The sequence below is a fragment of the Halomonas sp. ANAO-440 genome, from assembly GCF_019915905.1.
GTDB lineage: Bacteria > Pseudomonadota > Gammaproteobacteria > Pseudomonadales > Halomonadaceae > Halomonas > Halomonas chromatireducens.
Map to the genome: position 1 here is coordinate 60,386 of NZ_JAHXBV010000005.1, position 15,227 is coordinate 75,612.

19 protein-coding genes are annotated in these 15,227 nt (G+C 63.7%); 5 read left to right on the plus strand and 14 right to left on the minus strand.

Annotated features, from left to right (window positions below; translation table 11 throughout):
• Positions 1-13: 13 nt before the first annotated feature.
• Positions 14-895: a LysR family transcriptional regulator gene (locus tag KZO25_RS05335; protein WP_223136174.1), complete on the plus strand. Its 882-nt coding sequence runs from the start codon at positions 14-16 to the stop codon at positions 893-895.
• Here the strand turns inward: KZO25_RS05335 and KZO25_RS05340 are convergent.
• A complete protein-coding gene (locus tag KZO25_RS05340; protein ID WP_223136175.1) occupies positions 892-3,330 on the minus strand; it encodes a membrane-bound PQQ-dependent dehydrogenase, glucose/quinate/shikimate family in 2,439 nt (812 codons plus the stop codon). The two genes, KZO25_RS05335 and KZO25_RS05340, sit on opposite strands and share 4 nt — an antisense overlap.
• 220 nt (positions 3,331-3,550) lie before the next feature.
• On the opposite strand from KZO25_RS05340, the gene KZO25_RS05345 reads away from it, so the two are divergent.
• Positions 3,551-4,558, plus strand: coding sequence for a zinc-dependent alcohol dehydrogenase family protein (locus tag KZO25_RS05345; RefSeq protein ID WP_223136176.1), 1,008 nt, complete (start codon positions 3,551-3,553; stop codon positions 4,556-4,558).
• Positions 4,559-4,739: 181 nt separating this feature from the next.
• On the plus strand, positions 4,740-4,943 hold the full coding sequence (locus tag KZO25_RS05350; protein ID WP_066451583.1) for a putative motility protein: 204 nt from the start codon (positions 4,740-4,742) through the stop codon (positions 4,941-4,943).
• Positions 4,944-4,997: 54 nt separating this feature from the next.
• Here the strand turns inward: KZO25_RS05350 and KZO25_RS05355 are convergent, their stop codons facing one another.
• The 7 genes from KZO25_RS05355 to KZO25_RS05385 all read right to left on the minus strand — a co-directional run bounded on the left by KZO25_RS05355 (position 4,998) and on the right by KZO25_RS05385 (position 8,933).
• Complete coding sequence (locus KZO25_RS05355) at positions 4,998-5,693, minus strand: aspartate/glutamate racemase family protein (protein WP_223136383.1); 696 nt, start codon at positions 5,691-5,693, stop codon at positions 4,998-5,000.
• A 54-nt stretch (positions 5,694-5,747) separates the two neighbouring features.
• Positions 5,748-6,452 (minus strand): DUF899 domain-containing protein, encoded by a 705-nt coding sequence (locus KZO25_RS05360; RefSeq protein ID WP_223136177.1) that lies wholly within the window; start codon positions 6,450-6,452, stop codon positions 5,748-5,750.
• Positions 6,453-6,464: 12 nt separating this feature from the next.
• Complete coding sequence (locus KZO25_RS05365; protein WP_223136178.1) at positions 6,465-6,860, minus strand: VOC family protein; 396 nt, start codon at positions 6,858-6,860, stop codon at positions 6,465-6,467.
• Entirely contained in the window at positions 6,833-7,384 is a 552-nt protein-coding gene (locus KZO25_RS05370; RefSeq protein WP_223136179.1) for an SRPBCC family protein, read from the minus strand. The genes KZO25_RS05365 and KZO25_RS05370 overlap by 28 nt, the downstream gene beginning before the upstream one ends.
• Positions 7,371-7,742 (minus strand): ArsR/SmtB family transcription factor, encoded by a 372-nt coding sequence (locus tag KZO25_RS05375; protein ID WP_262488856.1) that lies wholly within the window; start codon positions 7,740-7,742, stop codon positions 7,371-7,373. The genes KZO25_RS05370 and KZO25_RS05375 overlap by 14 nt, the downstream gene beginning before the upstream one ends.
• 53 nt (positions 7,743-7,795) lie before the next feature.
• Positions 7,796-8,515: an SDR family NAD(P)-dependent oxidoreductase gene (locus tag KZO25_RS05380; RefSeq protein WP_223136180.1), complete on the minus strand. Its 720-nt coding sequence runs from the start codon at positions 8,513-8,515 to the stop codon at positions 7,796-7,798.
• A gap of 94 nt (positions 8,516-8,609) precedes the next feature.
• Positions 8,610-8,933: a hypothetical protein gene (locus tag KZO25_RS05385; RefSeq protein ID WP_223136181.1), complete on the minus strand. Its 324-nt coding sequence runs from the start codon at positions 8,931-8,933 to the stop codon at positions 8,610-8,612.
• Between the two features lie 161 nt (positions 8,934-9,094).
• Between KZO25_RS05385 and KZO25_RS05390 the strand changes: the two genes are divergently transcribed.
• Positions 9,095-9,985 carry a LysR family transcriptional regulator gene (locus KZO25_RS05390; RefSeq protein WP_223136182.1) on the plus strand — a complete coding sequence of 297 codons (891 nt, stop codon included), beginning with the start codon at positions 9,095-9,097 and terminating at the stop codon, positions 9,983-9,985.
• 21 nt (positions 9,986-10,006) lie between these two features.
• On the opposite strand, the gene KZO25_RS05395 is transcribed toward KZO25_RS05390, so the two are convergent.
• Together KZO25_RS05395 and KZO25_RS05400 are read right to left on the minus strand one after the other, a co-directional pair.
• Positions 10,007-10,618 (minus strand): cell wall hydrolase, encoded by a 612-nt coding sequence (locus tag KZO25_RS05395; protein WP_223136183.1) that lies wholly within the window; start codon positions 10,616-10,618, stop codon positions 10,007-10,009.
• 118 nt (positions 10,619-10,736) lie between these two features.
• Positions 10,737-11,699, minus strand: coding sequence for an arsenic resistance protein (locus KZO25_RS05400; protein WP_223136184.1), 963 nt, complete (start codon positions 11,697-11,699; stop codon positions 10,737-10,739).
• 93 nt (positions 11,700-11,792) lie between these two features.
• Between KZO25_RS05400 and KZO25_RS05405 the strand changes: the two genes are divergently transcribed.
• Positions 11,793-12,458 (plus strand): glutathione S-transferase family protein, encoded by a 666-nt coding sequence (locus KZO25_RS05405; RefSeq protein WP_223136185.1) that lies wholly within the window; start codon positions 11,793-11,795, stop codon positions 12,456-12,458.
• Here the strand turns inward: KZO25_RS05405 and KZO25_RS05410 are convergent, their stop codons facing one another.
• The 4 genes from KZO25_RS05410 to KZO25_RS05425 form a co-directional block, all read right to left on the minus strand.
• Positions 12,459-13,202 carry a carbon-nitrogen hydrolase family protein gene (locus KZO25_RS05410; RefSeq protein WP_223136186.1) on the minus strand — a complete coding sequence of 248 codons (744 nt, stop codon included), beginning with the start codon at positions 13,200-13,202 and terminating at the stop codon, positions 12,459-12,461.
• Complete coding sequence (locus tag KZO25_RS05415) at positions 13,199-14,158, minus strand: DMT family transporter (RefSeq protein WP_223136187.1); 960 nt, start codon at positions 14,156-14,158, stop codon at positions 13,199-13,201. The genes KZO25_RS05410 and KZO25_RS05415 overlap by 4 nt, the downstream gene beginning before the upstream one ends.
• 223 nt (positions 14,159-14,381) lie before the next feature.
• Positions 14,382-14,651, minus strand: coding sequence for a hypothetical protein (locus KZO25_RS05420; RefSeq protein WP_223136188.1), 270 nt, complete (start codon positions 14,649-14,651; stop codon positions 14,382-14,384).
• A gap of 70 nt (positions 14,652-14,721) precedes the next feature.
• On the minus strand, positions 14,722-15,072 hold the full coding sequence (locus tag KZO25_RS05425; protein WP_223136189.1) for a VOC family protein: 351 nt from the start codon (positions 15,070-15,072) through the stop codon (positions 14,722-14,724).
• Positions 15,073-15,227: the final 155 nt, after the last annotated feature.

Sequence of the window (15,227 nt, forward strand, 5' to 3'; positions counted from 1 at the left end):
CAATGAACCTTGCATGAATGAACAGGCTTTGCACTGGGATGACCTGCGGGTGGTCCAGGCCATTGTCGAGGCGGGCTCGCTTTCCGGCGCCGGGCGGCGCCTGGGGGCCAGCCACGCCACGGTGTTCCGGCGGCTGAATGCCATCGAGCGGCGCCTGGGTGTGGCGCTGTTCGAGCGCTCGCGCACGGGCTATGCGGCCACGGCGGCGGGGGAGGACCTGGCGGCTACCGCCGCCCGTGTCGCGGTCGAAGTGCACGGCGCCGAGCGGCGCGTGGCGGGGCGCGACCTGCGTCTCTCCGGCAGCATCCGCGTGACCACAACGGATACGCTGCTGATGGGGCTGCTGTCGCCGATCTTCGCCGATTTCCAGCGCGCCCATGCCGAGATCGTCCTCGAGGTAGCGGTTTCCAACCAGCTGTTCAATCTCTCCCAGCGGGATGCCGACGTGGCGGTGCGGCCGTCGTCGTCACCGCCGGAGCACCTGGTGGGACGGCGGGTCGGCTCCATTGCCCAGGCGATCTATGCCCGTGCCGATAACCACAGCGATGCCTGGGTCGGGCCGGATCGCCACCTGGGCTATGCCGCGCTCGATGGATGGATGGTCAATAACGGCGCGAACCAGCGCTGCCGCTACCGCGTCGACACTCTGCTCGGCATGCTGGCCGCCGCCCGCGACGGGCTCGGCCGCGCCGTGCTGCCCTGCTACCTGGCCGATGCCGAGCCGGTGCTGACGCGCCTCGGCGAGCCGATCCCCGAACTCGCCACCGACCTGTGGCTGCTGACCCACCCCGACCTGCGCCGGGTGGCGCGTATCCGGGCCTTCATGGCTTTCCTGGCCGAGGCCATGACGGGATGCAAGGCCCGGCTTGCAGGCCAACTGGCTCGGCGGGCCTAGTCTTCGGGGAGAGCATAAGCCATCACGCTGTCACCCAGGCTGGTCTCGGCCTGGAAGGCCCCGCCTGCAGCGATCACCACGTACTGACGCCCCTCGTGCATGTAGGTCATCGGTGTCGCCTGGCCGCCGGCCGGCAGGCGCGCCTCCCACAGCATGTCGCCGGTGGTGTTGTTAAAGCCGCGAATATAGTCGTCCATGGTGGCGCCGATGAAGGTCACGCCGCCGGCGGTGGTGATCGGCCCGCCGCTGGTGGGCGCGCCCACGGTCATTTTCAGCCGTGCGGGAATGCCCCAGGGGCCCTGATCGAAGCTGGTGCCGATCGGGCGTGACCAGACCAGTTCGCCGGTGGCGATATCGGTAGCGCTGAGAAAGCCCCAGGGCGGCGCAGCGCAGGGCATGTCCAGCGGCGAGAGCCAGGCGCCGCGCTGTGCCGCTACCGGAGCGCCGAGCATGGGCTGGGCTTCCTGGTCGATGTAGCTGGCACCCTCTTCGCCGATGGGGGCGATATTGTCCATTTCCTCGGCTTCCTCGCGCGGGTAGAGCACCACGCGTGACGGCATACGGTTGTTGTTGACGATCATCAGGTTGTTTTCGAGATCGAAGGTGGCGCTGCCCCAATTGATCCCACCGAGGATGCCCGGGAATTGCAGCATCCCGTCGGGATGATCGAGGGTCGGTGGGGTGAACATGCCTTCGTAGCGCATGCGCTCGAACTGGATTCGGCAGTAGAGATGGTCGAGCGGTGTGGTACCCCAGGTGTACGCGCCGCTAAAGTGCTCGACCTCATGGCCCGGTAGTGAACCGAAGTTGGGCATACTCGGCGAAAAGGGCTGGTGCTCGGCCGCCCAATCGCCCTCGATGGTGCCATGGGGCGCCGGTCGCTCCTCGATGGGCAGCAAGGGCTCGCCGGTTTCCCGATCGAAGACGAACACCTGCCCGTACTTGGTCGCCTGGACCACGGCGGCCCGGGGCCCGTCGTCAGTGGGGAAATCGATCAGCGCGGGCTGGGCGCCTAGGTCATAGTCCCACAGGTCGTGGAGCACCGTGGTGAACTTCCAGCGCACTTCGCCGCTGTCGACCTCCACGGCAACCAGGGTAGAGGTGAATTCGTCCTCTTCGGGGCTGCGGTCGCCACCGTACTGATCGTTAGTGGGATTGCCGGTGGGCAGGTAGACCAGCCCCAGGTCCGCGTCCGCCGAGATCGCCGTCCACACGTTGGGTGTGCCACGGGGATAGACCTCGTCTTCCGGCGGCTGCTGGTCCGGGGTGGTCCAGACCGAGTCCCATGTCCACTGCCATTCGCCGGTGACGGCGTCATAGGCGCGTACAGCACCGGAAGGCGCATCGCGGCGCTGGTTGTCGGTGACCTGATGGCCCACCACGACGATGCCGTTCACTACGGTCGGCCCTGAGGTGTTGGAGAGCAGCCCCAGCGCCTGCGGGTCCATGCGGTCGTTGAGATCCACCGTACCGTTGTCGCCGAAGCTGCTGCAGATCGATCCGTCCTCGGCGTCCAGTGCCATCAGGCGACCGTCCAGCGTGCCCAGCAGCAGGCGACGAGGGCACTCTTCCACCGGCTCGGGGGCCTCGAAGTAGGCCACTGCGCGGCAGGTGGTCGAGAAGACATTCTCCTGTGCCTCCACCGCCACTTCCGGGTCGAAGTGCCACTGCTGCCCGCCGGTGCCGGGGTCCAAGGCAAAGACTTGATTACTCTGGGTGCAGACGTAAAGGTTATTTCCGATCTTCAGCGGGGTGTTCTGGAAGGCATAGGGCGCTGCATCGCTGGGCGGCTCGTCGCCGGTATTGAACTCCCAGGCCACCTCCAACTGATCGGCGTTGTGCGGCGTGATCTGGTCGGCCGGCGAGAAGCGCTGGGCCAGGTTGGTGCCGCCGTAGGCAACCCAATCCGTGTCATCCGGGGCATTCTGCTGGGGGATCTCCTCGGCGGCCAGCGTGGTGGGAGCATCGGGGCCGGAGTCAAAGATGAGCCACAGCACCGCCCCGGCGTAGCCGACGATGATCAGCACGCCGAGCAGCGGGCCGGCGTAGGGCAGGGGAGGCTGGTAATAGCCGCGGCGATACAACACGGGCAGCAACAACAGGGCGACAGCCAGCAGACCGGCCATGAGCCCGGTACGTGCCAGCAGGTCGATATGCCAGACCGGCATCCAGCCCTTGCCCGCAATTTCCCACAGCGACCAGAGAAAGGTACCCGCCACGGTAGCGGCATAGACCCACACCCCCGCTGGCAAACCCAGCATGAGCATGACGGAAGCCACCAGCGTGGCAATGCCGGCCAGGAGAAAATAGAACGTTCCGCCGAGATAGATCAGATAAGCGCCACCCAGCGACATGGCCAGACCGAGCAGCAGCAGAACGTAGGCGAGAATGGTGACGGCCCAGCCGGCCGCTCCTCGTGAGGAATGCACATCCATGGCAATACCTGTGGCTCAGGGGCGAGAGGGTCGGGTCCGCTTGAAGGCTTGCCTAAAAGCTAGGCCACATCGGTGGCGGGCGCCATGAACGAAAACAGCGGCTGCACTGCTTCAGCGTGAATGGCCGGGTAATGAACGAGTGCTTTTGGTGCCCCGGCCTTCGCTGTGTTGAACTGGTCTCATGGCATCTTGATATATAGCGACGGAAAGGAGTGCAGAGATGAAGGTCGTTACCCTACAGAGCCCCGGCGGGCTGGACCAGCTACAAGTCAGCGAGCGGGAGGCGCCCGGCGAGCCGGGGCCGGGTGAGATTCGCGTGCGTGTACATGCCAGCTCCCTCAACTTCCACGACTACGGTGTGGCGTCCGGCATGATCCCCACCGAGGACGGTCGCATCCCCATGTCAGATGGGGCGGGCGTGGTCGAGGCGGTCGGCGAAGGTGTCGATGAGTTCGCCGTGGGCGATGCGGTCGTCTCCACCTTCTTTCCCTACTGGCTCGATGGTCCGGCGCGGGTCGGCGACTTCAAGACCACGCCTGGCGACGGCGTCGACGGCTATGCCCGTGAGCGGGTGATCCGCCCAACCACCTGGTTCACCCACGCACCCAGCGGCTACAGCCACGAAGAGGCTGCCACCCTGACTACCGCGGGGCTCACCGCCTGGCGTGCGCTGGTGGTGGACGGCAACCTCAAGGCGGGCGATACCGTGCTCACCCTGGGCACCGGCGGCGTCTCGATCTTCGCCTTGCAGTTCGCCAAGGCCATGGGCGCGCGGGTGATTTCCACCTCTTCTTCGGATGAGAAGATTGAAAAGCTCAAGGAGCTAGGCGCCGACCACACCCTTAACTACAAGGCAGAGCCTGAGTGGGGCAAAACGGTGAAGGCACTGACCGATGGCCAGGGCGTCGATCACGTGATCGAGGTGGGCGGCCCCGGCACCTTGCCGCAATCCATCGATGCCGTGCGCATCGGCGGTCACATTTCGCTGATAGGGGTGCTGACCGGTCGCGGTGGCGAGATTCCCACGGCCAAGCTGATGGCCAAGCAGGCGCGCCTGCAGGGGCTGATCGTCGGCAGTCGTATCCACCAGCAGGAGATGGTGCGCGGCATCGAGGCCAGCGGTGTGCGCCCCATCATCGACAGCACCTTCGGGCTTGAGGAGATAGCCGACGCCTTCCGTCACGAGGAGGCGGGGCGCCACTTCGGCAAGATCTGTCTTACCTACTGATGATGGGATAGGTGTTCGGGGCAGCGCCGCATCGCTGCGCCGTGTGTCGCGAAAGGCTAGCCGCTTTCGCTACAGGTTAATTTCATCGGGGACAGTTGCTAGGGCGAGATGCGGTTTTGCTCTGGCGTGTGTCTGCTGTTAGCGTGGGTAAACAGAAGAATCAGATATTGGAGCAAGCAACATGGATTCAGCCGTCAATACCATCGTCGGCCAGTCGCTGGTCATGCAGCAGGCTCAGGCCGCGCAGCAGGTACAGCTGGAGGTCTACAAGGAAGCCCTGGACATGCAGAAGGACCAGGTTGCCGCCCTGATGGCTTCGGCTTCGGTGGCACCGCAGTTGGCCAATGATGGCATGGTGGGCACCCACATCAACACTTACGCCTAGGCTTGACCGAATAGTTTCTGCGCTTGGCCATACGGCGTTAAATTAAGCTCAAGTCTATCGCTGTAGTGCCCACTTCACCGCTTCCTCGGCGTGAATGGCTGCGGTGTCGTAGAGCGGCACCGCGGTATGGCTCTGCTGCACCAGCAGGGCGATTTCGGTACAGCCGAGGATTACCGCCTCGGCGCCCTGCTCGTGTAGCGACTCGATGATTTCCAGGTAGCGCTGCCGCGACGCCTCCTTGACTTGGCCCAGGCACAGCTCGTGAAAGATCACCTCGTGAACCTGGTCACGCTGAGCCTCGTCGGGCACCAGCACCTCGATGCCGAAGCCCTCAGTGATGCGCCCCTTGTAGAACTCCTGCTCCATGGTGAAGCGGGTGCCGAGCAGGCCGACGCGGCTAATGCCGTCGGTGGCCAGGCGCTGTGCCGTGGCGTCGGCGATGTGCAGCAGCGGAATCGAGACCGCTTTGGCGACCTGCGGGGCGACCTTGTGCATGGTGTTGGTGCCGATCAGCAGGAAATCCGCACCGCCGGCCTCCACGCTGCGGGCAGCCTGGCTGAGGATCTCGGCGGTGGCGTCCCAGTCGCCGGCGTGCTGTAGCCGCTCGATCTCGGCGAAGTCGACGCTGTACAGGCACAGCTTGGCCGAGTGCAGCCCGCCCAGGGCAGCTCTAACGCCCTCGTTGAGCGCGCGGTAGTAGCTGGCGGTGGATTCCCAGCTCATGCCGCCGAGCAGGCCGATGGTCTTCATGGTCATGCGCTCCCTCATGTTGTCGTTTATTCCATAACTGTCATACGGCGCCGCCTATGTCTCGTACTCGTCGTGGCGGCGGTTCCAGACGTACGGTGGCGTTTGCGGCCAGCCCGCCGGTGAGTCCTCCCAGCTCTCCTGGCGACCGTAGGGCGTCAGGTCCAGATAGGTCCACAGGCTGCCGAGGTATTCCACGCCGCGTTTGCCGCTGAAGTAGGTCCGATAGATACGTTCGTCGTCGGTCAGAAAGACGCTGATGCCATGTCGCTCGCCGCGATCGGTGTCGGGAGCATGGCAATTGCAGCTCGTCACGCCCATGTCCTGGTTGAAGTCGCTGCCGAGCGACGAGTACCACGTCGGGTGCTGCCAACCCATGCGGGCCTGATAGCGTAGAAGCTTTTCCCGCGGTGCACGGGAGACCAGCACCAGCGTGGTGTCACGGGCGTGCAGGTGGGCGGGGTGGGTCATGGCGTCCACCACCCAGGAACAGCCGTCGCAGCCGGCCTCCCAGTCGGGGCCGAACATGAAATGGTAGACGATCAGCTGGCGGCGCCCCTCGAACAGGTCGAGCAGGGTAGTTTTACCCTGTGGCCCGTCGAACACGTAGTCAGCGCTCACCTCGACCATTGGCAGGCGGCGGCGGGCGGCATTGAGCCTGTCGCGTTCCCTTGTGTGAGCCTTCTCGCGGGCGATTTGCGCTTCCAGGGCGGCGCGCCATTCGCTTTCGGAAACGATCGGAGGCAGGGGCGAGGTCGTCATCGTGCCGCTCCTTCATGCCAGGTTGAGCTGCCACGATACGCCGAAGCGGTCGTTGAGCCAGGTGAAGCGCGTGCTGAAGCCGTAGTCGTCGGGTGGCATCAGCGTCTTGCCCTGTTCCGACAGCTGCTCGAGAAGCCGCTCGAATTCTCCAGTGCTTTCGCACTCGACGAACAGGGATATCGAAGGCGTAAACGTGAAGTCGTGCTTTACCGGGCTGTCGATGCAGGTGTAGCGCCTGCCCGCCATGGTGAATTCGGCCTGCTTGACGCTGCCTTCCGACCCTGGCTCGCCAGGGCCATAGCGCTCGAGCCGGACGATCTCGGCCTCCTCGAACAGCGAGACATAGAACCTGATGGCCTGCTCGGCGTTGCCGTCGAACATCAGCTGTGGGGTGACATGATGCGGCATCGGTACTCCTCCTCCAGGCGCTCGAACGTGGGCCAGAAAGGGGCGGGGCGGCGGCCCTCCAGCACGCCTTCCAGAACGGTGAGGTGGGTATGCCAGCCACTGGCCACGTTGACCATGGTGTCGTCATCGGCGAGGCGACGATGGGTCACCACCAGGCGTACCTGATCGCCGGCCTCGCTGAGTTCGAAGGTCACCTCCGACGGGGCTTCGCTGCCTCCGCCCCAGGTCCAGGCAAGCACGTGGGGTGGCTCGCAGCGCAGCACCTGGTGATGCGTCGTGAAGCTGCCGTCGTAGCGGCGAAACCGCTCACTTGGTGGCGTCCTGTCGGGTGTCAGTTCGGTATTGTGGAAGTGCAGAGTGAAGGCGCTGCCTGCACGCGGTTCCATGGCACCGGGAGCGAGCCACTGGCCACGCTTGTCGGATTCTGTGAGATAGGCCCACACGCGCTCGATGGGCCCCGGCAGCAGGCGCTCGAAGCGGATGCTGTCCTCGGCGATTGGCCGGCCGTGGTTAGCGTCGTTCATCTGCCTTTCCCTCCTCTGGCGGCTTGCCATCCGGTGCAGCCTTCATCGCCGCTTCCAGCGCATTCAGGCGCTGGCTCCAGAAGCCTTCGTAGAAGCTTAGCCACTGTTCCGCCGCCGCCAACGGCTGCGTTTGCAGCCGGCAGTAGTGGGCGCGTCCTTCGATGCGCCGCTCTACCAGCCCTGCCTGCTCCAGCACGCGTACGTGCTTGGAAACGGCAGCCAGTGACATGGGGAACGGCTCGGCCAGCTCGCCGACCTTGCGCTCACCGGCTGCCAGCCGCTCCAGCAGCAGGCGGCGGGTGGGGTCGGCCAGGGCGTGGAAGACCCGGTCCAGATGTGTTTCATTATATTCAACCATATGGTTTATATAGTGGCTTGACGATGTCTTTTCAACCATATGGTTGAACATTGCTAGAAGCGCGTATCGCTTATGGCAGGCATTACTACTTCCTTGACGTAGGAGCTCGGCGACAGCGTCAGCAGGGTGCGAACCAAATGCACCACGTCGTGCATGGGAATTAGCTCGCCGTCGCCGCGCCGTGCCGCGCGCTCGAGAGGCACGGCCAGGTCATCTTCGGTATTGAGATGACCGAGCTGCAGGCAAGTGACCGCCAGGCCCTGGTCACGAAAGCCCTCGCGCAGTGCCTCGGCGATGCCGCGCAGGGCGAACTTGGTGGCGCTGAAGGTGACCTCCGGCCTGCCATGGCCGGGCAGGGCGGAGGTCGAGCCGGTGAGGATGATGCGCGGGGAGACGGAGCGCAGCAGCGCGGGAAGCAGCGCCTGAACCAGCAGGATCGCCCCGCTGACATTGACCGTGACCATGCGCTGGATCTCCGCCGGGCTGTCTTCCAGGAAGCGGTAGTCCGGCTCGAAGGCTCGGCTTTCCCACAGCCCCAGGTTGTAGATCAGCACGTCCACGCCGTTCTCCGTCACGGACTCGGCCACGCTGGCGGCGGCCCGTTCGGGTGATGCAAGGTCGGCGGCAATCCACTCGATTTCGATGCCGGTGCGCTCGGGCAGCCTCGTCGGTACGCGGCGTGACACGCCGATCAGGTGATCGCCACCATCGCCCAGCCCTTCGACGAAGGCCCGGCCCAGGCCCTGGCTCGCTCCCACGATCATGATGCGCATGCTTCTTTCCTCGCTGTAGTGACGTTGCCAGTACCGTAAGACCTCAAGTGCAGATGAGGTCAAGTCGCAAGCGTCCAAGCATCGCTGTTCAGTGCTACCTCCGTTGTGCGGCCTTGCGACTTGCCCGACGCTTCTCCAGCGTCTGCTCGGCGTCTTCCTTCAGCGGCAGGCGCGAGGCCCACAGGATGTCGTCGCGGCGGTGGTTCATGTCTTCGAGCATGTGATCGTCCTTGGCCAGCAGCGGCATGAAACGCTGGCGGAACTGCCGCCGGCGCCGGTATTCCCACCACTTGGTTTCGAGCTTGTGGATCAATCCCAGCGGAGGCATGGCCGGCATGAAGAAATCCGGCTGGGGCGGTGGGGTGGGGCGCTTCTCGGCCACCGAGTTGGGCTGGCGAAGCGGTTCGTACTGGCTCATGTCGCACCTCCTGGCAGGCAGCCGCCATATGGGACGGTTGCCATGCACTCTTATGGATTAAGGGAGGGTCGCGACCTCTGGGGATAGCTTGGCTTGACGGGTTTGATCAGGCAAACGAAAAGGTCTACATTGTGCTATAAGAAAAATTGAAAGGTTTCATCATGACAGCTGCCACCCTGCCGAACGGTAATAGCGCCCTGCCGCTGCTCGACTCGGATGTACTGCGCACCTTCGTCGCCATTGCCGAATGCGGCAGCTTCACCCGAGCCGCCCGCCAGGTGTTTCGCACGCCCTCGGCGCTCAGCATGCAGATCAAGCGCCTGGAAGAGACGCTGGGCCAGGCGCTATTCGTACGCGAGGCCCGTCAGGTCAGACTCACGCCGGAAGGGGAGATACTGCTCGGCTACGGGCGGCGTCTGCTCAGGCTCAATGAGGAAGCGGTGACCCAGTTTCTGTCCCCTTCCTTGGAAGGGCGCATCGGTTTCGGCACGACCGATGATGTGGGCACACGAATCCTGCCAGGCGTGCTGGGTCAGTTCGCCCGCTCGCACCCGGCTGTGCAGGTCGATGTGGTCGTGGGCAGCAGTCGGGAGATGCTCGCCCGCCTGGACGCTGGCGACCTTGACCTGGTGTTGGTTACCGCCGGCAATCCGGGGCAGGAAGTACGCGGCGAGATCGTGCACAGCGAGGCGCTGGTATGGGCGGGGCGGGAAGGCGGCATCGCTGCACAGCGCTCGCCGCTACCGGTAGCCCTGGCCCATCATGGCTGTGCCTGGCGGGGGATGGCTCTCGACGCGCTGGACCATGCCGGGATGAGCTATCGGATCGCATATACCTGCGAGCATTGTGCCGGCCATGAGGCAGCCATGCTCGCCGACCTGGCCGTGTCGCCTTTTCCGCTCAGCTTGATCCGCCCACCGTTGAGACGGATCGACTCGAGCCTGCTTCCGCCGCTGGGTGACTACCAATTGGAGCTGGTCAAACGACCCGGTGCCGGTCAGGCCAGTGAGGCTCTGGTGGGGTATGTGATGGACGCCTTCCGCAAGACCTGAGCGTTCTCCCGTGGGTTGCCCTCAGTCGGCGGAGGCGACGTCAGGTCGGTAGAAGATGAAGGCCTCGGTTTCGATAGTGACCAGGAACTCGTTCGCCCAGTGGGGATGCACGGTGCGGTCGTGGAAATAGAGCGCTCCGTCCGTGTGGTCGGGTAGCTCCTGATTGAGAGCCAGGCGCGCCACTTCCTTGGCCACTTCGTAGGCGTCGTCCTCCACCACTTCATCGGGTCGGCCGTCACACCACCAGGAAAACTGGCAGGGGGGCTGCTCGGAGCCCTGTTTCACCACGTCGCAGATGGTGTTGGGGAAGGCCTCGCCAGCGAGCCGGTTCATCACCACATTGGCCACCGATTCCATATCGTGCCCCGGCACGCCCTTGGCTTCCCAATAGATGGTACGTGCCAGGCAGGTCAGCGGCTCCTCCAGTGGGTCGCTGCCCTTCGGATCCACCAGTTGCGCTTCCTGCTCACTGATCGATTCGACTGGCTCGTTCACCTCTACATCGGGAGCCACGACCTGTTCCAGTACCTCGGCCTTGCGTACGGCTTCTTCGGCTTGCTCCCCGGGGTCGGCCAGCGCTGCCTCGATGGGCAGTATCATGAGTAGCCAGCCGGCCAGCAGGGGTGGGCGCATGGTCTAACCTTCGTGTGTTATTTCATCAGGACCCGGCACTCCAGCGTCTTTAACGCCAAGATCGGGTAACGAGTATAGTGCCCTGGCTGCCCTGGCCCACCGCGACGGCGTATGGTTTTTATCCTACGGAGGGGAAGAGGCGGCGTGGCACCCACCACAGGAAGAACGCCATGCCGATCAGCTCGACCAGTGACTGGAACACGATGGCCACCACCGCCAGCTCATAGGAGGCGGGCAGGGAAAGTGCCAGGGGCAGCACGACGAAGGAGTTGCGCGTCCCCAGGCTGAAGGCAAGCACTCGCCCTTGGGCATTGGGAAGTTCGAATACTCGCGCCAACAGTCGAGCCAGCAGTGCAGCGGTGATCAGAAAACCGACAAAGGCCAGCAGTAAGCCGCCAAGCAGTGACAAGGAGCCTGCAACTACGCTCACCTGAGAGGTAGCAATGCTGAATACCACCAGGGCCAGCAGGGGCACCGGAAGCCAGGCTAGCCGCTCGATGTGCCGTGTCCGGGCGCGGTGGTGCTGCGTCCATTTCTGGGTGGCGAATGCCAGCAGCAAAGGCAGCAGAATCAGCCCCGCAAAGGCCATCAGCAGCTCGCGTTGTACCACGGCGACCAGCAGGCTCTGATCGAGGAACAGCCAGAGGTAAAAGGGCAGCAGCGCAAGCTGAAGCAGCAGGCTGATCGGCGAGAAGGCAATGGCATACTGCGCCCTGCCGCCGCCCAGATGGGAAAAGGTAATGAACCAGTCCGTGCAGGGCACCAGCAGCACCAGCAGCATGCCCAGGCGAACCGCCGGCTGGTTGGCGAAAAGGCTCGCCAACCCCCAGGCGACGAGGGGCAGAAGAACGAAATTGCCGACCACCGCTGCGGCAAGAAAGCGTGTGTCACGCCATGCGGCGCGCAGCTGCGTCAGCGGTACCTGGGTGAAGGTGACGTAGAGCAGTACACCCAACAGCGGCCACAGCAGCGCTTCCAGCATGCCAACATGTCCCGGGAGAACCGTGCCCAGGGCCAGGCCCATGGCGATGGCCGTCATGTAGACCAGCACTTGATACTTTTCGAGCGACTGGCGTGTCAATCTGATGGGCTCCCTGGCAGTGGCGACTCAGCATTGCGCAGTTGCTTCATGCCTGTAAAGACAACGTGACCAAGGAAAAACCGGAGCTCAGCCATGATCACCCTGCATCACTGCGTCAGCGCCCGCTCGTTTCGCCCTCTGTGGCTGCTCGAGGAGCTCGGAACTCCCTACGAACTGGTGATGCATGCTTTTCCACCCCGGGTACGCAACGAATCCTTTCTCAAGATCAACCCGTTGGGTACAGTGCCGGCGCTGTTCGATGGAGAGGTGGCCATGACCGAGTCGGCGGCCATCTGCCAGTACCTTGCGGGACGCTATCCCGAAGCGGGCCTGGCGGTGGGGCAGGACGAGCCCGCCTACGGCGACTACCTCAACTTCCTGCATTTCGGCGAGGCGACGCTGACCTTTCCCCAGACCCTGGTGCTACGCTACGGTCGCTTCGAGTCTGAGCAGCGCCGGTCACCCCAAGTGGTGGAAGACTACTCGCGCTGGTTCCTCTCCCGCCTGCGCACCCTGGAACCGCGCCTGGAGCGTGACGCCTTCCTTTGCGCCGGGCGTTTCACCGCGGCTGACGTGTCTGTTGGCTATGCATTACTGCTGGCCAGCCACATCGGTCTGGACGAGCGTTTCAAGCCCGCCGTGGCGGATTACTGGCAGCGACTGCAAGCGCGCGAGGCCTTTGCGCGAGCCAAGTCTGCCGAGCGAGAGGCGGCCTTGGCCCAGGGCGTTTCTCCCAAGGCATCAATGGAGGAGGGCTAGCTAGGCCACTCGCGCCGCCAGGGTCAATACCCGGGCTGTCAGCGTGGTCGTGTCGAGGATCAGCATGGCTTCCTGCTCATCATCCAGGCTGGCGGTTCGCTTGCCGCGGTCGATCCAGGCCGCTGAGCGGCCTCCGCCTGTTTCTCCGTCGCAAGGCCCTACGCAGTTGGCCATCAGGATCGTCATGGTGCGCTCGCGGGCGAAGGTGGCGTAACAGGCATGGGCCTCGTCCATTCCTGGCGCCAACTTGGCCACGCTGGCCAGGTAGACGTCCGCACCCAGGCTTGCCGCCGTGGCGACATGATCGGGCTGCAGCGATTCGTAGCAGACCGCCAGGGCCAGGCGGTGTTCGCGGGTCTCGATCAACAGCGGCTTCTCGCCGGCCGAGAAGTAGGGCAGCTCATCCTCGTGCAGCCGCTGCTTGGCATAGGCGTGGCGCCCCGTGTGGGGCTGAAACACCACCATGCCGATCCGTGGCTTCGTCGAGGAGACCAGCGGCAGCCCCACGCCGATTACGATTCCATGGGTATCGCTCAGGCGCTGGAATACGTCCAGGATCGGGTCCTCTTCGTGTGTGGCCAAGCCCTTGGCCAGCGCGGGCTCGTAGCCGGTCAGCGAGAGCTCGGGAAAGAAGATCAGCTCGGTGTCGTGCGATGCCGCCAGCTCGACGAACTCGGTGTGGCGTGCCACGTTCCCTTCGATATCGCCCGTTGTCGAGGCATACTGCACGGCACACAGCTTCATCGGCCCGCTCCCTCTCGCCTGGCTTTCCAGTAAGCGTAAGCCATTTTGCGAATCCCCCCTAGTGGTCGACCATCAATGGCCGCAAGCCCCAGGCCTATCAGCCCCATGCCGGCCAGATGGCGCCATTCCAGCCGCTCGCCCAACACGAAGATGCCCAGCAAAATGGCGCTGGCCGGGATCAGGAAAGTGACCAGCAGCAGGTTTGTCGCTCCTGCACTTGCCAGCAGGCGGAAGTAGATGAGGTAGGCCAAGGTGGTGGAGAGCAGCGCCAGGCCGAACACCGCCGACCAGGTTTCCAGCCCCGGCCAGGGTTGCTGCCAGAAGCGCTCCATCACCAGGGCCATGGGCATAAGGACCAGCGCCGATGCCGTTACCTGTCCACAGGCGGCAACCAGAGGCGAGCAACCCAATGCACCAAAGCGCCGCCCGAACACCCCGGCAAAGGCATAGGAGAGGGCGCCGGCCAGCACCGCAAGCTGCGCCCATGAGCGGCCGGTGGCGCCCTCGTTAACGTCGGCGCCCAGCATGTACACCACACCGGCAAAACCGATTGCCACGCCCGCAAGGCGCGCCGGGGTGAGAGGCTCGTCACGGGTCAGGAAGTGCGCCACAACGATGGTAAAGAAGGGCGTGGTGGCGTTGAGAATCGACGCCAGACCACTGGCGATATGCCCCTGGCCCCAGGCGATCAGGCTGAAGGGGATCATGTTGTTGAGTAGGCCCATGCCGAAGAAGGCCATCCACAGCCGCGAGTCGCGCGGCATGCGCTGTCCCAGCAGCAGAATCAGCGCATGCAGCGCCAGTGCCGCCAGTCCCACGCGCAGGGCCACGATGGTGAGTGGCCCCAGCTCCGTGACCGCCACTCCGACAAAAAAGAAGGAGCCGCCCCACAGCACTGACAAGGCCAGCAACAAGACCCATTCCGTGAGCCCCATGGTTCGATCGATCGTCTTCATCGCTGCCACTCCGGTTGGTAGACGTTGCCAACCTATGGCAGCGGGGCGATGAGGGAACTCCGCTTCTTGCGCTGGAAGTCAGGGTCAGGCGTTGGCCAACGGCCTGGAAGCCGTTTCTACAGCGCTCGCGATTGGAATAAGCGCCGTTTAGCTTTTCCACTTCAAGAGTATTAATGATACTTGGGGCCATGCGCATGGGGTCTGGGTTCTGCGCGTTCTTTTATCACTCACCATACGGCTCATCTGACCGAGGTGCATTGGGCGCCTGTACATCCAGCGATTGCCGATACTTGATACAGCCCTTGATGAATTCTGGCCATTCCGGTACCACGGGAATCGGATCGGTCTTGTCGGGCAGCAACCCCCACATGGCAGGATGATGCCAGCAGAGATCGTGTCCGCTGCAGTCGCGGTGTTCGCGGATGCCCTGGCGTAGCCGCTTGGCCACTTCAATCAGTTCTTCGCGGGTCATCTGTTCGAGGTCTTCGTCCATCGTTGCCTCCTCGATTTTTGGCGGAGTGAATGGAAGGCAATGTGAAAGATGCCTGCTTGTGTATGTGTGCTCACTCATGCTGCAGGATATTGACGAGCTTGCCGAACGGGTCGCGGGCATAGAACCGTCGCACGCCCCAGGGTTCGCTGACAGGGCCGTACTCAATGGGCACGTACGCCTTCTCGCAGCGAGCCAGCGCCGCTTCGAGATCGTCGACTTCGATGGAGAGATCGGGAACCGGCGTGCCGGAGCCACCCTCGGTGCCGAAGCTCAACTGTACGGTCATCTTTTCATCAGAGCCGTATGTCCGAAACCAGCCGTGATCCATGAGCAGCTCAAGGCCCAGGATTTCCCCATAGAAGGCTGCAGCCTTGTCGATATCCGATGTCGCCGTGTTGGCCATGATGCGTTTGACTTTCATGGGTCACCCAATTTTTGATTTGTTCTGGCTTCAGAAATTACTTTTTGGCAAAGCCCTTCTCAGTAGTGCTAGGCGCTTCGGTCGGGAGATGTTTAAACGTAGACGTCGTTCTTGTTACCTGCCAAATAACCAGGCTAAGTTCCACCTTGGAGCGC